Origin of the sequence: Roseovarius sp. MMSF_3359 (assembly GCF_030733385.1) — a bacterium.
Lineage (GTDB): Bacteria > Pseudomonadota > Alphaproteobacteria > Rhodobacterales > Rhodobacteraceae > Roseovarius.
Map to the genome: position 1 here is coordinate 1 of NZ_JASHJC010000005.1, position 13,897 is coordinate 13,897.

The 13,897-nt window shown below is 60.7% G+C and carries 16 protein-coding genes; 8 read left to right on the plus strand and 8 right to left on the minus strand.

What is annotated here, in order from left to right:
- Positions 1 to 34 precede the first annotated feature (34 nt).
- Positions 35 to 991 (minus strand): L-malyl-CoA/beta-methylmalyl-CoA lyase, encoded by a 957-nt coding sequence (locus tag RBB29_RS08545; RefSeq protein ID WP_306115777.1) that lies wholly within the window; start codon positions 989 to 991, stop codon positions 35 to 37.
- Between the two features lie 183 nt (positions 992 to 1,174).
- Between RBB29_RS08545 and RBB29_RS08550 the strand changes: the two genes are divergently transcribed.
- The 4 genes from RBB29_RS08550 (at position 1,175) to RBB29_RS08565 (ending at position 5,480) form a co-directional block, all read left to right on the plus strand.
- Complete coding sequence (locus RBB29_RS08550; protein ID WP_306115778.1) at positions 1,175 to 2,419, plus strand: MFS transporter; 1,245 nt, start codon at positions 1,175 to 1,177, stop codon at positions 2,417 to 2,419.
- Positions 2,420 to 2,561: 142 nt separating this feature from the next.
- Positions 2,562 to 3,563, plus strand: a complete 1,002-nt coding sequence (gene dgcN / locus RBB29_RS08555) for an N-acetyltransferase DgcN (RefSeq protein ID WP_306115779.1) — start codon at positions 2,562 to 2,564, stop codon at positions 3,561 to 3,563.
- Between the two features lie 79 nt (positions 3,564 to 3,642).
- Positions 3,643 to 4,608 (plus strand): N-acetyl-D-Glu racemase DgcA, encoded by a 966-nt coding sequence (gene dgcA / locus RBB29_RS08560; protein ID WP_306115780.1) that lies wholly within the window; start codon positions 3,643 to 3,645, stop codon positions 4,606 to 4,608.
- Between the two features lie 11 nt (positions 4,609 to 4,619).
- The gene (locus RBB29_RS08565; RefSeq protein ID WP_306115781.1) at positions 4,620 to 5,480 is read left to right on the plus strand and encodes a D-amino-acid transaminase; all 861 of its coding nucleotides are present in this window, start codon (positions 4,620 to 4,622) and stop codon (positions 5,478 to 5,480) included.
- A 15-nt stretch (positions 5,481 to 5,495) separates the two neighbouring features.
- Here the strand turns inward: RBB29_RS08565 and RBB29_RS08570 are convergent, their stop codons facing one another.
- The 7 genes from RBB29_RS08570 to RBB29_RS08600 form a co-directional block, all read right to left on the minus strand.
- A complete protein-coding gene (locus RBB29_RS08570; RefSeq protein ID WP_306115782.1) occupies positions 5,496 to 5,999 on the minus strand; it encodes a hypothetical protein in 504 nt (167 codons plus the stop codon).
- A gap of 73 nt (positions 6,000 to 6,072) precedes the next feature.
- The gene (locus RBB29_RS08575; protein WP_306115783.1) at positions 6,073 to 6,528 is read right to left on the minus strand and encodes a YHS domain-containing (seleno)protein; all 456 of its coding nucleotides are present in this window, start codon (positions 6,526 to 6,528) and stop codon (positions 6,073 to 6,075) included.
- A gap of 30 nt (positions 6,529 to 6,558) precedes the next feature.
- A complete protein-coding gene (locus RBB29_RS08580; RefSeq protein WP_306115784.1) occupies positions 6,559 to 7,575 on the minus strand; it encodes a GlxA family transcriptional regulator in 1,017 nt (338 codons plus the stop codon).
- 76 nt (positions 7,576 to 7,651) lie between these two features.
- Entirely contained in the window at positions 7,652 to 9,124 is a 1,473-nt protein-coding gene (gene nhaC / locus RBB29_RS08585) for a Na+/H+ antiporter NhaC (protein WP_306115785.1), read from the minus strand.
- 261 nt (positions 9,125 to 9,385) lie between these two features.
- Complete coding sequence (locus tag RBB29_RS08590; RefSeq protein WP_306115786.1) at positions 9,386 to 9,700, minus strand: DUF1244 domain-containing protein; 315 nt, start codon at positions 9,698 to 9,700, stop codon at positions 9,386 to 9,388.
- A 17-nt stretch (positions 9,701 to 9,717) separates the two neighbouring features.
- On the minus strand, positions 9,718 to 10,059 hold the full coding sequence (locus tag RBB29_RS08595) for a 5-carboxymethyl-2-hydroxymuconate isomerase (RefSeq protein ID WP_306115787.1): 342 nt from the start codon (positions 10,057 to 10,059) through the stop codon (positions 9,718 to 9,720).
- Positions 10,060 to 10,407: 348 nt separating this feature from the next.
- Complete coding sequence (locus tag RBB29_RS08600) at positions 10,408 to 11,148, minus strand: N-formylglutamate amidohydrolase (RefSeq protein ID WP_306115788.1); 741 nt, start codon at positions 11,146 to 11,148, stop codon at positions 10,408 to 10,410.
- A gap of 193 nt (positions 11,149 to 11,341) precedes the next feature.
- Between RBB29_RS08600 and pyk the strand changes: the two genes are divergently transcribed.
- The 4 genes from pyk (at position 11,342) to rplT (ending at position 13,782) form a co-directional block, all read left to right on the plus strand.
- Positions 11,342 to 12,793, plus strand: coding sequence for a pyruvate kinase (gene pyk / locus RBB29_RS08605; RefSeq protein ID WP_306115789.1), 1,452 nt, complete (start codon positions 11,342 to 11,344; stop codon positions 12,791 to 12,793).
- A gap of 37 nt (positions 12,794 to 12,830) precedes the next feature.
- Positions 12,831 to 13,055: a hypothetical protein gene (locus tag RBB29_RS08610; protein WP_306115790.1), complete on the plus strand. Its 225-nt coding sequence runs from the start codon at positions 12,831 to 12,833 to the stop codon at positions 13,053 to 13,055.
- 146 nt (positions 13,056 to 13,201) lie between these two features.
- Positions 13,202 to 13,402, plus strand: a complete 201-nt coding sequence (gene rpmI / locus RBB29_RS08615; protein ID WP_306115791.1) for a 50S ribosomal protein L35 — start codon at positions 13,202 to 13,204, stop codon at positions 13,400 to 13,402.
- 14 nt (positions 13,403 to 13,416) lie between these two features.
- Entirely contained in the window at positions 13,417 to 13,782 is a 366-nt protein-coding gene (gene rplT / locus RBB29_RS08620) for a 50S ribosomal protein L20 (RefSeq protein ID WP_306115792.1), read from the plus strand.
- Positions 13,783 to 13,897 lie beyond the last annotated feature (115 nt).

Consider the following 13,897-nt stretch of genomic DNA (forward strand, 5'->3'; position numbering starts at 1 on the left):
CGCGCGAGGGCGGCGATCCCACCACCCCAACACTTTATCCGGCGATCATTTCGGCCTGTTTCACGATCACCTCGGCCTGCTTGATCGACGCGATATCGACCAGCCGCCCCTTGTAGACCGTGGCCCCCTCGCCCTTGGCCTTGGCCTCTTCCATCGCGGCCAGGATCTCACGTGCTTCCTGCACGGCCTCATCCGACGGGGTGAAAACCTCATTTGCCAAGGCAATCTGCTTCGGGTGGATCGCCCACTTGCCAACCATACCAGAGGTCGCTGCCCGGCGCGCCTGCGCGCGGAACCCGTCATCGTCGCTGAAATCGCCAAATGGACCATCCACCGGCAAAAGCCCATGGGTCCGGCAGGCCGCGACGATGGCCGTTGTTGCCCAGTGCCACGGATCGGACCAGTATTTCTCGCCCTCACGCAACATGTAATAATTCTCCTGCGTGCCGCCGATGCCTGTCGTCGCCATCCCCATCGACGCGGCGAAATCCGCAGCGCCAAGGCTCATCGCCTGCAGCCGCGGGCTGGCGGCGGCAATTTCTTCCACATGGGCGATGCCTGCGGCACTTTCGATGATAACCTCGAAACTGATCGGCTTTGTGCGCCCCTTGGCCTGCTCGATCGACGTCACTAGCGCATCGACAGCATAGATGTCACCTGCACAACCCACTTTGGGGATCATAATCTGATCCAGGCGCTCACCAGCCTGCTCCAGCAGATCCACCACATCCTTGTACCACCAGCCTGTATCGAGGCCGTTGATCCGCACACTGAGGTACTTGTTGCCCCAGTCGACAGTGTTGATCGCCTCGATGGTCTGGCTCCGTGCCAGGTCCTTGTCCGTGGGGGCCACCGAATCTTCAAGGTCGATATTGATCACATCGGCGGCACTCGCAGCCATTTTCTCGAACAGTTTGGCATTCGACCCGGGGCCAAAAAGCTGACAGCGGTTCGGACGGGCGGGGGCAGGCGGTTGCAGGCGGAAGCTCATGACAAGGGATCCCTTCGGTAACGAAATTGCGTATGATTTCGCGCAACCGGTATTAAATTGCGCGCCGGCCTGCAAGGCGATTTCCTGCGACATCATCGCCCGGGAGCGACCCTGCTGTCGCAAACAGGGGCGCAGGAACATCGCGGGCCTGACATCCTCACTCCAGACGCAGGAGGGCTAGCCATGCAACGCGCACTCTTAGACAACTGGGCGCTGTTCCTCGGCATGCTGATGCTGATGGTGGCCAACGGATTGCTGGTCACCCTTCTGTCGATCCGTGGCGCGGGGCTGGGCTTCAGCCCGCTGACCATTTCACTGATGCAGGCCTGCTATCCGCTCGGCGCGCTGATCGGCACCATTACCGTCCCGCATCTCATTGAAAAGGTCGGCCATATCCGGGTCTTTTCCGCTCTGGCCTCTATGGTCTCGATTGCAGCGATCATCCACCTGCTGACCAATGACCCGTACAGTTGGAGCGCCATGCGCTTCCTCGCGGGCGTGTGTTTTCCCGGTCTTTACGTAGTCACCGAAAGCTGGCTCAACGCCAAGTCCGAAAACCGCATCCGCGCGCAGGTACTGTCGGTCTATTTCATCATCCAGACCCTCGGTCCCGCCCTCGGCACGGCCCTCGTGGGGTTCCCCGACCCGACCGGCAACCTGATGTTCGGTATCGTGTCGATCCTCATGTCATTGGCCATCGTACCGCTCCTGCTCTCAGGCAATCGCGCGCCCGACTACTCGGCCCCGGATCGGATGACCGTGATCAGGCTCTACCGGGTTTCACCCATGGCCGTCCTGGGCATTATCATCATGAGCGTCGGCGTCTCCGCCTGGTTCATCGCGCTGCCGCTTTACGCATTGCGGCAGGGTTTTACCGATGCGCAAGCCTCCGGCGCGCTGGTGGTGGCAATGATCGCAGCGGGTTTGGTGCAGTACCCGGTGGGATGGATTTCCGACAATACCGACCGGCGCTACGTGGTCATCGGGCTCAGCGTGATTTCCGCCATTGCCGCACTCTGGATGGCCGTCGACACCTCGCCCTCCCGGATCGTCATCGGTTTTGCCATCATCGCGGCGATGACCCTGCCGGTCTATTCGATCCTTGCGGCCCATGCCAACGATCAGCTGAGCCCGGGACAGGTCGTTCCGGCAAGCGGCACCATGGCGTTCCTGCTGCAATTCGGCCAGGTTTTCGGGATCTTGCTGGGGCCCAACCTGATCCTGTTGGCCGGTGGCCGCGGCCTACAGATCCTGCTGGTCGGCATCGGAATCGGCGTGGCCCTGATAGCCGTTGCCCGCCGGGTACAGCGTGAGGCACCTGCCGAGACAGGCGAGGTGCAGGCGACGGGTGTCTTGGGCATGGCGCAACCGGGCCGTTTGCAGGCGGAGGTTCTGGCGGCGTCGGAAGAAGATGAAACCAAGGATTAAGAGACGGGAAATTCTTGCTCAAATCTCATTTTTCTTCGAATTATCTTCTATGATCGACCAATCCGGCCGAGAATTCAAAAGGAATTCGCGCCTGGTTTATCGGAAACTGCCGCGACTCTGATTCCGGCTAGGGGGATAAACCATGATCGAGACACCGTATCTTCTGTTTCTGGGCGACGCGCCTGACATGCTGGCTGCCAAGGTGGCGATCGGTATCCGCGACTGGCGGCCCGAGAACGCCATCGGCCAGATTCGCCTGCCGGGCTGCGGTGCTGATCTGGGTCTGACGGACATGACATTGGCCGAAGCGAAAGAAGCCGGTGCCAAGACCCTCGTTATCGGTGTGGCCAACCGTGGCGGCGTGATCTCGGACGCCTGGAAAGAAGTCCTGATCCAGGCGCTCGACATGGGGTATGACCTGGCGTCGGGCCTGCACAACCTGCTGCGCGACGAGGGGGATCTTGTTGCCGCGGCCCAGACCCATGGCGGCACCTTGCATGACGTGCGAGTCCCAACCGTGGGTTATCCCATCGCGAACGGCGTCAAACGCAGCGGCAAACGCTGCCTGGCGGTTGGCACCGACTGCTCCGTCGGCAAGATGTACACGGCCATGGCGATGGAACGCGACATGCATGCGCGCGGGATGAAGGCCACCTTCCGCGCCACCGGTCAGACCGGCATTCTTATCACCGGCCATGGTGTGCCGCTTGACGCCGTCATCGCCGATTTCATGGCCGGGTCGGTGGAGTACCTGACCCCCGACAATGACGACGATCACTGGGACATGATCGAGGGGCAAGGCAGCCTCTTTCACGTCTCCTATTCGGGCGTGACCATGGCGCTCATTCATGGTGGGCAGCCCGATGCGCTGATCCTGTGTCATGAACCCACCCGCGAACATATGCGCGGGTTGCCCGGCTACACCCTACCCTCGCTCGAAGCGTTGCGCGACACCGCCCTGCCGCTGGCGCAGGTGGCGAACCCGGCCTGTAAGGTCGTGGGGGTCTCGGTCAACACGCAGCACCTCTCCGAAGAGGATGCCCACGCCTACCTGGCCGAGGTCGAGGAACGGATGGGCCTGCCCGCGACCGACCCTTACCGTTTCGGCTCGGACAAGCTGGTGGACGCGCTGGCCGCATTGTGATCTGACGGCGGCGCAAGCGGTCTTGCCGTCGGATGCCTCCGGCGGGAGTGTTTTGAGGCAAGATGAAAGGGGCAGTCCAATGCGGATCTCGGTAACGCGCGACATTTTCAAGCTGGCGCAGGTCTTCACGATTTCGCGCGGATCCCGCACCGAGGCCCAGGTCCTGACCGTGCGCCTGACCGATGGCGCGCATGAGGGTTGGGGGGAATGCGTCCCCTATGCGCGCTATGACGAGACGCTGGAAAGTGTCACCGCCGAGATCGAAGGGTTGCCCGGTGATCTCTCGCGCGCGGCGCTTTATGACCTGCTGCCCGCCGGGGCTGCGCGGAATGCGGTTGATTGTGCGCTGTGGGATCTGGAGGCGAAGCGCGCGGGAAAGCGTGCGTGGGAACTGGCCGGATTGCCAGCACCCGGCCCAGAGATCACCGCCTATACGCTTTCGCTGGATGAACCTGCGAAAATGCAGGAACAGGCGGCAAAGAATGCCTTTCGGCCTTTGCTGAAAATCAAGCTCGGCACACCCGACGACATGCCCCGGCTTGAGGCTGTGCGCGCCGGCGCGCCCAAATCGACCATTATCGTGGACGCGAACGAGGGGTGGAGCGCAGAGGTCTATGCAGATCTGGCGCCGCACCTGGTCCGGCTGGGCGTGGCGCTTGTGGAACAACCACTGCCAGCGGGGCAGGACGAGGCGCTCATCGGCATGGACCGCCCGGTGCCGGTTTGCGCCGACGAAAGTTGCCATGACCGGAGCAGCCTGCCCAAGCTCAAGGGTAAGTATGACGTGGTCAACATCAAGCTCGACAAGACCGGGGGTCTGACCGAAGCCCTGGAACTGCGCAAGGCGGCGCTGACCGAAGGGTACAAGGTGATGGTCGGCTGCATGGTCGGCTCCAGCCTCGCCATGGCACCGGCCACGTTGCTGGCGCAGGGCGCGATGGTAACAGACCTTGACGGCCCCCTGCTTCTGGCCGAAGACCGCGACGAACCATTACTGTTTGATGATGCCGGAGTGCACCCGCCCAAGGCGGCGCTCTGGGGCTAAGGAGACCTGAAATGACCCGTACCGTTTACGTGAATGGAGAGTACCTGCCCGAGGGCGAGGCGACGGTTTCGATCTTTGACCGCGGCTTCCTGATGGCCGATGGGGTCTATGAGGTGACCAGTGTCCTGGGCGGCAAGCTGATTGACTTTGCGGGTCACCTGAAGCGGTTGGAGCGGTCGCTGAACGAGCTCGACATGCAAAAACCAGCGGATTTCGATGATCTGCTGGAGATCCACCGTGAGTTGGTGCGCGTCAACGAAATCGACGAGGGCTTGGTTTACTTGCAGGTCACCCGCGGCAGTGATGGCGACCGTGATTTCGCCTTTCCTTCCGCCGATACCAAGCCCACCGTCGTGCTCTTCACGCAGAACAAGCCGGGGTTGGCGCATTCCGAGGCCTCGAAAAAAGGCAACAAGATCATCTCGATCGAGGATATCCGCTGGGGCCGCCGCGACATCAAGACGGTGCAGCTTCTCTATCCGTCGATGGGTAAGATGATGGCCAAGGCCGCCGGGTGCGACGATGCGTGGATGGTCGAGGACGGCAAGGTCACCGAAGGCACCTCGAACAATGCCTATATCGTCAAGGGCGGCAAGATCATCACCCGGGAACTCTCGAACGACATCCTGCACGGCATCACCCGCGCCGCCGTGCTGCGCTTTGCGCAAGAGGCACAGATGGAAGTCGAAGAGCGCAGCTTTACCATCGACGAAGCCAAAGACGCCGACGAGGCATTTACAACCTCGGCCAGTGCCTTTGTCATGCCGGTGGTCGAAATCGACGGTGTGCAGATGGGCGACGGCACCCCAGGCCCGGTCGCGAAACGCCTGCGTGAGATTTACCTGGACGAGAGCCTGAAAGCAGCAGTCTGACTGAAGACGAAACGGCTACGCCTTTGACAAAGGTTGCGCGTTCAGAAAACGGATCAAATCCTGCACGGTTTCAACCTTGTCGTAGAAGGGGTTGGCTTGGATATTCGCAAGCGACCGACCCGACCGGGTGGCGATATCATGTACCATCTCATCAAGGTCGTCATCATCGACCCTCAGTTCACCGCTGAAGCTATCACCCGGACGAAGGGGGAACTGGTCATCGCCGTTGGAGATGTAGTCCTGAATTTCGTCATAGACCGCTCGAATGATTTTCGTGTCCGTGGTGCGGTAGTCGAGTGCGCGGACAAAGGTGCAGATACTGTCGCCCCTTCTGGCAGTGCGTAGTCGCGCAAGGCGCCCTTGATCCAGAACACCCTCGACCCAGACGCCCACGCCAATCAGCATCAGGATGATTGCTGAGGACGCGCCAAGGAGAAGATAGAAAAGTCCGATGGTCAGGCCATAACCGACAACAAGGAAGCGGGTGTCTATCCGGACGGCTTCGGCACGAGGTGGCATATTACGGGAAGGCTCCTTCATCCGGCAAATGTCGACCTTCGCAGATCGGAAATCAAGATCCGACCGAGGCAGTTCATTGCTTGTTCAGCAGCACCGGCCAATACCCATCGGCCTTTTGAATGTTGGCGTCGATATTGCTGGCCCATTGCCGGCGGACGCGGGGGCTGTAGTTGAGATAGAGCTTGCCTTCCCAGATGCGCCAGGCGAACGGGTCCACGTCGGCAATCGCGTTCTGGCTCGCCGCATAGGCGCAGTAGCCACCGTATTGGGGGGCGTAGCGGGCCGGGTCGGCCAGGAAAAGCCCCCGGTTTTCAACGGTCGTGAAAACCCATGTCGCGCCTTTGTAGGTCGCTGCTATGGCGGGATCACCCTTTTGCGGGTCGCCGCCTTTCCAATAGGTCATCACGTCATAGCCGTTCATCGCCAACTCGTTAAAATATCCCAGATTGACCTCGGGTTCGGCCCTTGCGGGAACCGGACACAGCATGAAATGCACGACCAGTACCAAGATGATCCATGAAGTCTTCAACGGCGATCCCTTCCCCGAGGTTGCATGACTTTATTGCGCCTGGTTGACCCAGCTCTTGCGAAACGCACCCGGCGATTTGCCAAACCTCTTGCGAAACCGAAGCGACAGTTGCGAGGAGCTGCTGAACCCCGTCGCGACGGCAATTTCATTGATCGACATGGCGGTTTCGTTCAGCAGTGCATGGGCACGGGAAATCCGCTGGTCAATGTAGAACTGCGCCGGACTGACGCCCACATGGCGTTTGAACAGTCGCTCAAGCTGTCGACGCGAAATGTTGACCTCGGCTGCGATCTCGTCGATCTCAACCGGGTTCTCGAGATGCTCGTTCATGTATTGCATGGCCGAGATCAGGTGTTGATTGCGGCTGCCAAGCGCGACGGAATAGGCCGATTTCTGCGGCGCTTCGCGGCTGTCGGTGCGGTAATGGATGCACATATCCGCAACGACGATCGCGAGGTCCTTGCCATGGTCCTGCTCGATCATGGCAAGCATCATGTCCGTGGCCGCACTGCCCCCGCCGCAGGTCATCACACCATTGTCACTCTCGAAAAGGTTGTTGGTCGGCTCCAGCCCGATGAAGTTCTCCAGAAACGCGGGCTGATTTTCCCAATGCAGCGTGAATTTCCGGTCTGTGAGCAATCCGGCGCGCGCCAAAGTGAAGGCGCCGGTGCAGATGCCACCAACCTGGCAGCCGAATGTGCGCTGACGGCTGACCCATGCGGCGGCTTTCGCGCTGACGCTTTCCGACGGTTCCGTCCCGGCGCAGATGAACGCCATCGCTTCTTTGGATAGGTTCTCAAGACCGGAATCGGGGCTGATCAGGATGCCGTTGGAACACCGCACCGGCGCGCCATCTTCAGTCATCACGAACCACCGATAAAGCTCGCGATTGGCGACCTGGTTGGCGACGCGCAGCGGCTCTACTGCGGAGCTGAAGGCCAGCATCGTCAAGCGGGGCAGCAGCAGGAAATAGAAGTCCTTGGGCGGCCCTTCATAGTCCACCCGGAAACTGGCAGCACCCCTTGCAATAAAGCTACGCTCACTCATCTGACGATCCTAGCAAAGAAGACGCATCGGGAGAAGGTAACGGGCGCCAGGATACTGCACCCCGGCGCCCGTCTCTTTACGTGGCAAGCTCGGTCACCGGCTCACCGGTCTCGGACCAGGCTTCGATTTCGGCCTCACTGGCGCGGGGCGAGAAAAGACCCGTCATGGCGTAGAAAATGCCAATCACCGGGGACATCCAGCAGGCAAAGGCCAGCGGAATGTAAAGCAGGTTCTCGAAATTGCCATCTCCGATGCCAAGCGCAAGTGCACTGATGACAAATGCGCCACCCGCGTTCCACGGGATCAGCGGCGATACCAGCGTGCCGCCTTCTTCGATGGCACGGCTTAGGTTCAGCGGCGAATAGCCCAGACCGCGATAAACCGGCGCGTACATGCGGCCCGGCAGGGCAATCGACAGGTACGGATCTCCGGCCACGGTATTGGTCGCAACCGATGTCAGGATGGCCGATGTCTGAATTCCCGCGAAGGACTTCACCTTGGAGATGATGACTGCGATGATCGCCTCAAGGCAGCCGGTCCGCTCCAGGGCGCCACCGAAGCCCAGGGCCAGCAGCACCAATGAGATTGTCCACATCATCGACTGAATGCCACCGCGATTGAGAAGGCTGTCGATTTCGCTCACCCCGGTGTCGATCGAATAGCCGCTATTGGCATAGGTGAAGGTTTCGTGCAGGCCCGCGCCCTGGCAGGCCATGGCCATGATACCGCCCACGACCGCGCCGGCGAAAAGCGACGGGATCGGCGGCTGTTTCTTGACCGCCAGGATGATGACCAGCAGCGCAGGAAGCAGCATCAGAGGCGAGATCCAGAACGCCTCATCCAGCGCGGATGTGATGGCGTCGATCCGTTCAAACGACGTCTGCGAGGTGTCGATCAGCGTGAAGCCGACCACGAAATAGATCGCCAGCGCGATCAGCATCGCAGGCACCGTCGTCGGCAGCATGTTGCGGATGTGATCGAAGAGGTTGGTGCCCGTCACCGCCGGGGCCAGGTTGGTCGTGTCCGACAGGGGCGAGATCTTGTCGCCGAAAAACGCACCGGAGACCACCGCGCCCGCGGTCCAATACATCGGGATGCCAAACCCCGCGCCAATCCCCATCAGCGCGAGGCCGACGGTCCCGACCGTCCCCCACGACGTGCCCAGGGACACCGAGACGATGGAGCAGAGGATCATGCCCGCGGCCAGGAAAATTTCGGGCGAAAGCACCTTGAGACCATAGTAGATGAGCGTTGGCACCGTGCCGCTGGCGATCCAGATGCCGACAATCATGCCGACGGTGATCAGGATCGACACCGATGGCAGCGAGATATTGATGACGTGAAACACCCCCTCTTCGATATTGGGCCATTTGTGGCCCAGCTTCAGCCCGACAATGCCGGTGATGGCGATGCCGATGGCAAGCGGGATATGCGGGGTGAAATCACCAAAGTAAAATAGCTGAATACCCAGCACCATCAGGGTCAGGATGATGGGCACCAGCGCCAGCCCCAACCCCGGTTTGGATATAACTCCATTGTCAACGGTCATTGCCGTCTCCTCGTTTGTCAGTTTTCAGGGTTGTTGCAACACCGGCGTATTTCGCAGCTTTTGCGACGTCGGACTCATGGTGAGCGCGCCGCATGTGGCCAGATTCGCGACATTTCGGACCGAAACGGCGCGGTGTCAGCCATTTCGAGGGTCAGATTCTACTGGAGTTAGGCGTCATATCCCGGCGAGAGCGGAGCGTCGCAAGGGGAATGCGCCGAAATCAGGGGTTTCTTAATCAGGGGGTTCTTCGAGGCGTCGGGATCAAGAGCCCTTGCCGACATTCTCGGCAAAACTCTTCTCGAAGGCCTTCTGTTTGTCGGGCGACGCCTCGGTCTGATAGTTGGCTTTCCATTCATCCATGGTCATGCCGTAAAAGATCTCTCGCGCCTCTGCCTTGTCCATGTCGATACCGCGTTCGTTAGCGGCCTCCTGATACCATCGGCTCAGGCAATTGCGGCAGAACCCGGCGAGGTTCATCATGTCGATATTCTGCACATCGGTGCGTTTTTCCATCAGGTGCTCACGCAGGGTGCGAAACGCGGCGGCTTCCAGCTCGATGCGGGTCTGGTCATCCATCAAAGGTCTCCTTTGACCTATAACATGCGCTTCAGGTAGGGCGGGTTCAAGTCCGTCAACCGCACCGTGAGGCTTCCGACATCCGGCAGCGCCGCGTCAAGCGCATCCATGGTGATCTGCGCCAGGTCCTGCCGCGTGGCATCGTCCCGCCCCGGCAAGAGCAGAAGCGTCGCATGGGCAAAGGTCTGCGGTTCCACGCCGATCCGTCCGGCGGTGGCAGCAATTGTTCGCACCCGGACCGTTTCCGGGCCGCTTACAGATGGATGCGCGGCAAACGCCTGCCAGATGGTCTCGCAAAGCGTTTGCAGGTCGTGGCTGTCCTCAAGCCCCTTGGAATGTTCGATCACGATATGCGGCATATGGCTTCCCTCCTGATGGTGGCAATATCCGCAGGAAACGGTGCGACGTGCAATGTGAATTTTGCATGTCCGGCTCGGCGAATGGTTTGTTTGAGCCTGGAACGGACGTCCCCATCCTGAGGTTAAAGCCGCGCGAACGCCAGACCGCGGGATGGCAATCAACCGTCGTCAAACGCGCTTTATCTTTGCCAAGTCCGAAAAACCTCAATTCGGCGCGCAACCTCACCCAATCGCCAGCCCTTGCGGGCGGTCTGGCGATCGCGCGGCGGCCTTCGGCCTTGATTCCGCGCGGGACATGAAAGTCCCGCAGCATCTTTTTCTGCAAAGCCAACACCCACAGATCCAAGATCAGATACCGGCACGGTGTGCGGCTTCCTCCAGCATGGGCGTGAGCCGTGCGGCCCAGGACTGTTGTTGATCATCAGTTCCAATCAGGTCATTCCGCAGTTCCAACAGGATATTGGCGCGTTCATAAGCGATCGCATGACGGGCAATCGCGTCACCGGCCAGATGGCCGCTATAGGGCTCATTATCGCCCACGCAAAGGTCCTCTTCGGCCCGCAGGCGGGTGAGCAAGGGCTTGGCCAGGCGGTCATCGACCGCGTAGAGCAGCCCCACATGCCACGGGCGCGGCGGACGACCAATGAATTGTCGCGTGAAACTGTGGACGGAGCAGATGATTGTGTCGGGTTGGCGCGCCGCCATCTCTGCCAGGGCGGTATGATAGGGGCGGTAGAGGCGGTTCAACCGCGCATCAAGCTCCGCCGGACCCGCGTGGCGATTGCCCGGAATGATGGTCCCGTCATAGAGTTTCATCAACAGGGTCGGATCGTCCTCGCCGCGGTTCGGGTCGATCACCAAACGCGAGAAATTCGAACAGATCACCGGCGCATCAAGCAAGCGCCCCAAGGCCCGCGCCACACCCGCCGCGCCCACGTCATATGCGATGTGGCGCGCCATATCCTCATGGGCCAGCCCGAGCGTCCCGCCATTGACGAAATCCGGCACGGCGTTGCTGGCATGGTCACAGGTGACCAGCCATCGGGACGGGCGGTCAGCCCCCTCGATCAGGAAAGGTTCATATGTCATCTGGTTGTCTTCTTCTTATTCTACCCCTCTAGGGCAGTTGCCCCGGAATGTGAATTGCGTAATAAGGGCCGTGCAATTTGTTAGCGATAACGCCGAAACCGGAAGCCGAGGCCAGATTCCCGACAGCCCCGTTGACACAGACCCCTATTTCGCCTGAGCTTCAGGTTCAGCATTCAAGAGCAGGATCAGACCCATGAGACGCCACCGCAATGTCAAGATCGTGGCCACCCTTGGCCCCGCATCCGAGGATTACGATACGATCCGGGCGCTGCACGAAGCGGGGGCGGATGTCTTTCGCTTGAACATGAGCCATTCGAGCGGTGCCCACGAAGGGATCGTGGAAAAGCACCGGATCATCCGGCAGGTGGAAAAGGATCTCAACAGCCCGATCGCGATCCTGGCCGATCTGCAGGGGCCGAAACTGCGCGTGGGCACCTTCGCCAATGGCGAAGAAGAGCTTGAGAATGGCAAATCCTTCCGCCTTGACCTGAGCGAGGCCGAAGGTGATGTCACCCGCGTCTGCCTGCCCCATCCGGAGATCTTTGCCGCCCTTGAACCCGGTGCCAGCCTGTTGGTCAATGATGGCAAGATCCGCCTCAAGGTCACCGACTGCGGCAAGGATTTCGCCGATTGCGTCGTGATCGCGGGCGGGACGATTTCGAACCGCAAGGGCGTGAATGTCCCCGATGTGATGCTGCCCCTCGCGGCGCTGAGTGAAAAGGACCGCGCCGATCTGGAATTTGTGTGCAATTTGGGTGTCGACTGGCTGGCGCTGAGCTTCGTGCAACGGCCCGAGGATGTGCAGGAGGCGCGGGAGCTTTGCCAGGGGCGCGCCGCGATCCTGTCGAAGATTGAAAAACCTTCGGCGATTGAGCGATTCAACGCGATCCTTGCCGCGTCCGACGGGATCATGGTGGCGCGCGGCGATCTCGGCGTGGAACTGCCGGTGCAGAACGTGCCGCCGATTCAGAAACGCCTGGTGCGGACTTGCCGGGCCGCCGCCAAGCCGGTGATCGTGGCGACGCAGATGCTCGAATCCATGATCGAAAGCCCGATGCCCACCCGTGCCGAGGTCAGCGACGTGGCCACCGCGATCTATGAGGGCGCGGATGCGATCATGCTGTCGGCGGAATCAGCCGCAGGCGACTTCCCGATCGAGGCAGTCACGACTATGGACAATGTCGCCCGCGAGGTCGAGGACGACCCGACCTATACGCAGATCATCGAAGCCTCCCGCAAGGCGACGCGCACGACGGTCGCCGATGGCATCGTGGCCGCCGCGCGTGAAATTGCCGAAACCACGGATATCAAGGCAATCTGCTGCTTCACCCAATCCGGCACCACGGCGCTTCTGACCGCACGGGAACGGCCCCGGGTGCCGATCCTCGCGCTCAGTTCCGAGATGGACACCGCCCGCAGGCTTGGCCTGAGCTGGGGCGTGAACTGCGTCATCACCGAGCAGCTCGACCGGTTCAAACAAGCGGTGATCAACGCCGCCCGCGCCGCCCGCACCCAGGGCTATGCCAGCGCGCTCGATCAGATCGTAGTGACCGCCGGTGTCCCGTTCAATGTACCAGGCACCACCAACATCCTTAGGGTCGCGCCCTGTCAGGAAAGTTTGATTTATTCCCACGAACGCGGGTAAGGTTCCGATTGATTGTGGCTGGTTGGGGAGGCACCGCATGGATGCCGATCTTGCGCTTGTTCTGGGTGTTGTTCTGCTGGTGTTTTCGGTGCCGTCGATCATGTCGGCGTTTTCCGAGGGGCGTGCGCCGCGCGTTGCCGCGTTCACGATCATCCTGGGCGGGACCATGACCATCTGGGCTTTGAGCCAGAAACCCGGCGGGTTTGACATCATGGAGATACCCGAAGCCTTTGTGCGGGTGGTGGCGCGCATCACCTCCTAGAACATCGCGCCTTGAAGCCGCAATTCACACCCGAATCCCCTTGCGTAAACAAAAGATGCGGCGTATACGGCGCCTCTCACGCGCGCGTCCGGCCAAGTGGCATGCCGAGTCGCGCGTCCGACCGACTGACCAAAGAGGAGCCGGAAATGCCCAAGATGAAGACCAAATCGAGCTGCAAGAAGCGGTTCAAAGTGACGGCCAGTGGCCGCGTTGTGGCCGCCCAGGCCGGTAAGCGCCACGGCATGATCAAACGCACCAACAAGTTTCTCCGCAACGCGCGTGGCACAACCACGCTGTCAAAGGCTGATGAGCAGATCATCAAGCCGATGATGCCCTATAGCCGCTAAGGAGGATCTGACAGATGTCACGCGTTAAAGGTGGGACCGTTACCCACGCCCGTCACAAGAAAGTCGTCAAGGCCGCTAAAGGCTATTACGGACGTCGCAAGAATACCTTCAAGGTGGCCGCGCAGGCCGTCGACAAGGCAAACCAATACGCCACCCGCGACCGCAAGAACCGCAAGCGCAACTTCCGTGCCCTGTGGATCCAGCGGATCAACGCCGCCGTGCGCAGCCATGACGAAGCTCTGACATATTCACGCTTCATCAACGGCCTGTCGCTGGCCGGTGTCGAGGTGGACCGCAAAGTGCTGGCCGATCTGGCCGTGCACGAACCTGCTGCATTCGGCGCCATCGTCGATCAGGCCAAGGCCGCGCTGGCACAATAAGCCAGTCGCCGAGGGACAGAAGAACACGCCGCTGGTTGAAAAACCGGCGGCGTTTTTCTTATGGGCTCCCGCCTCGGTTGATTTCTGCGCGGCAGGCGATACCCTCCGATACACT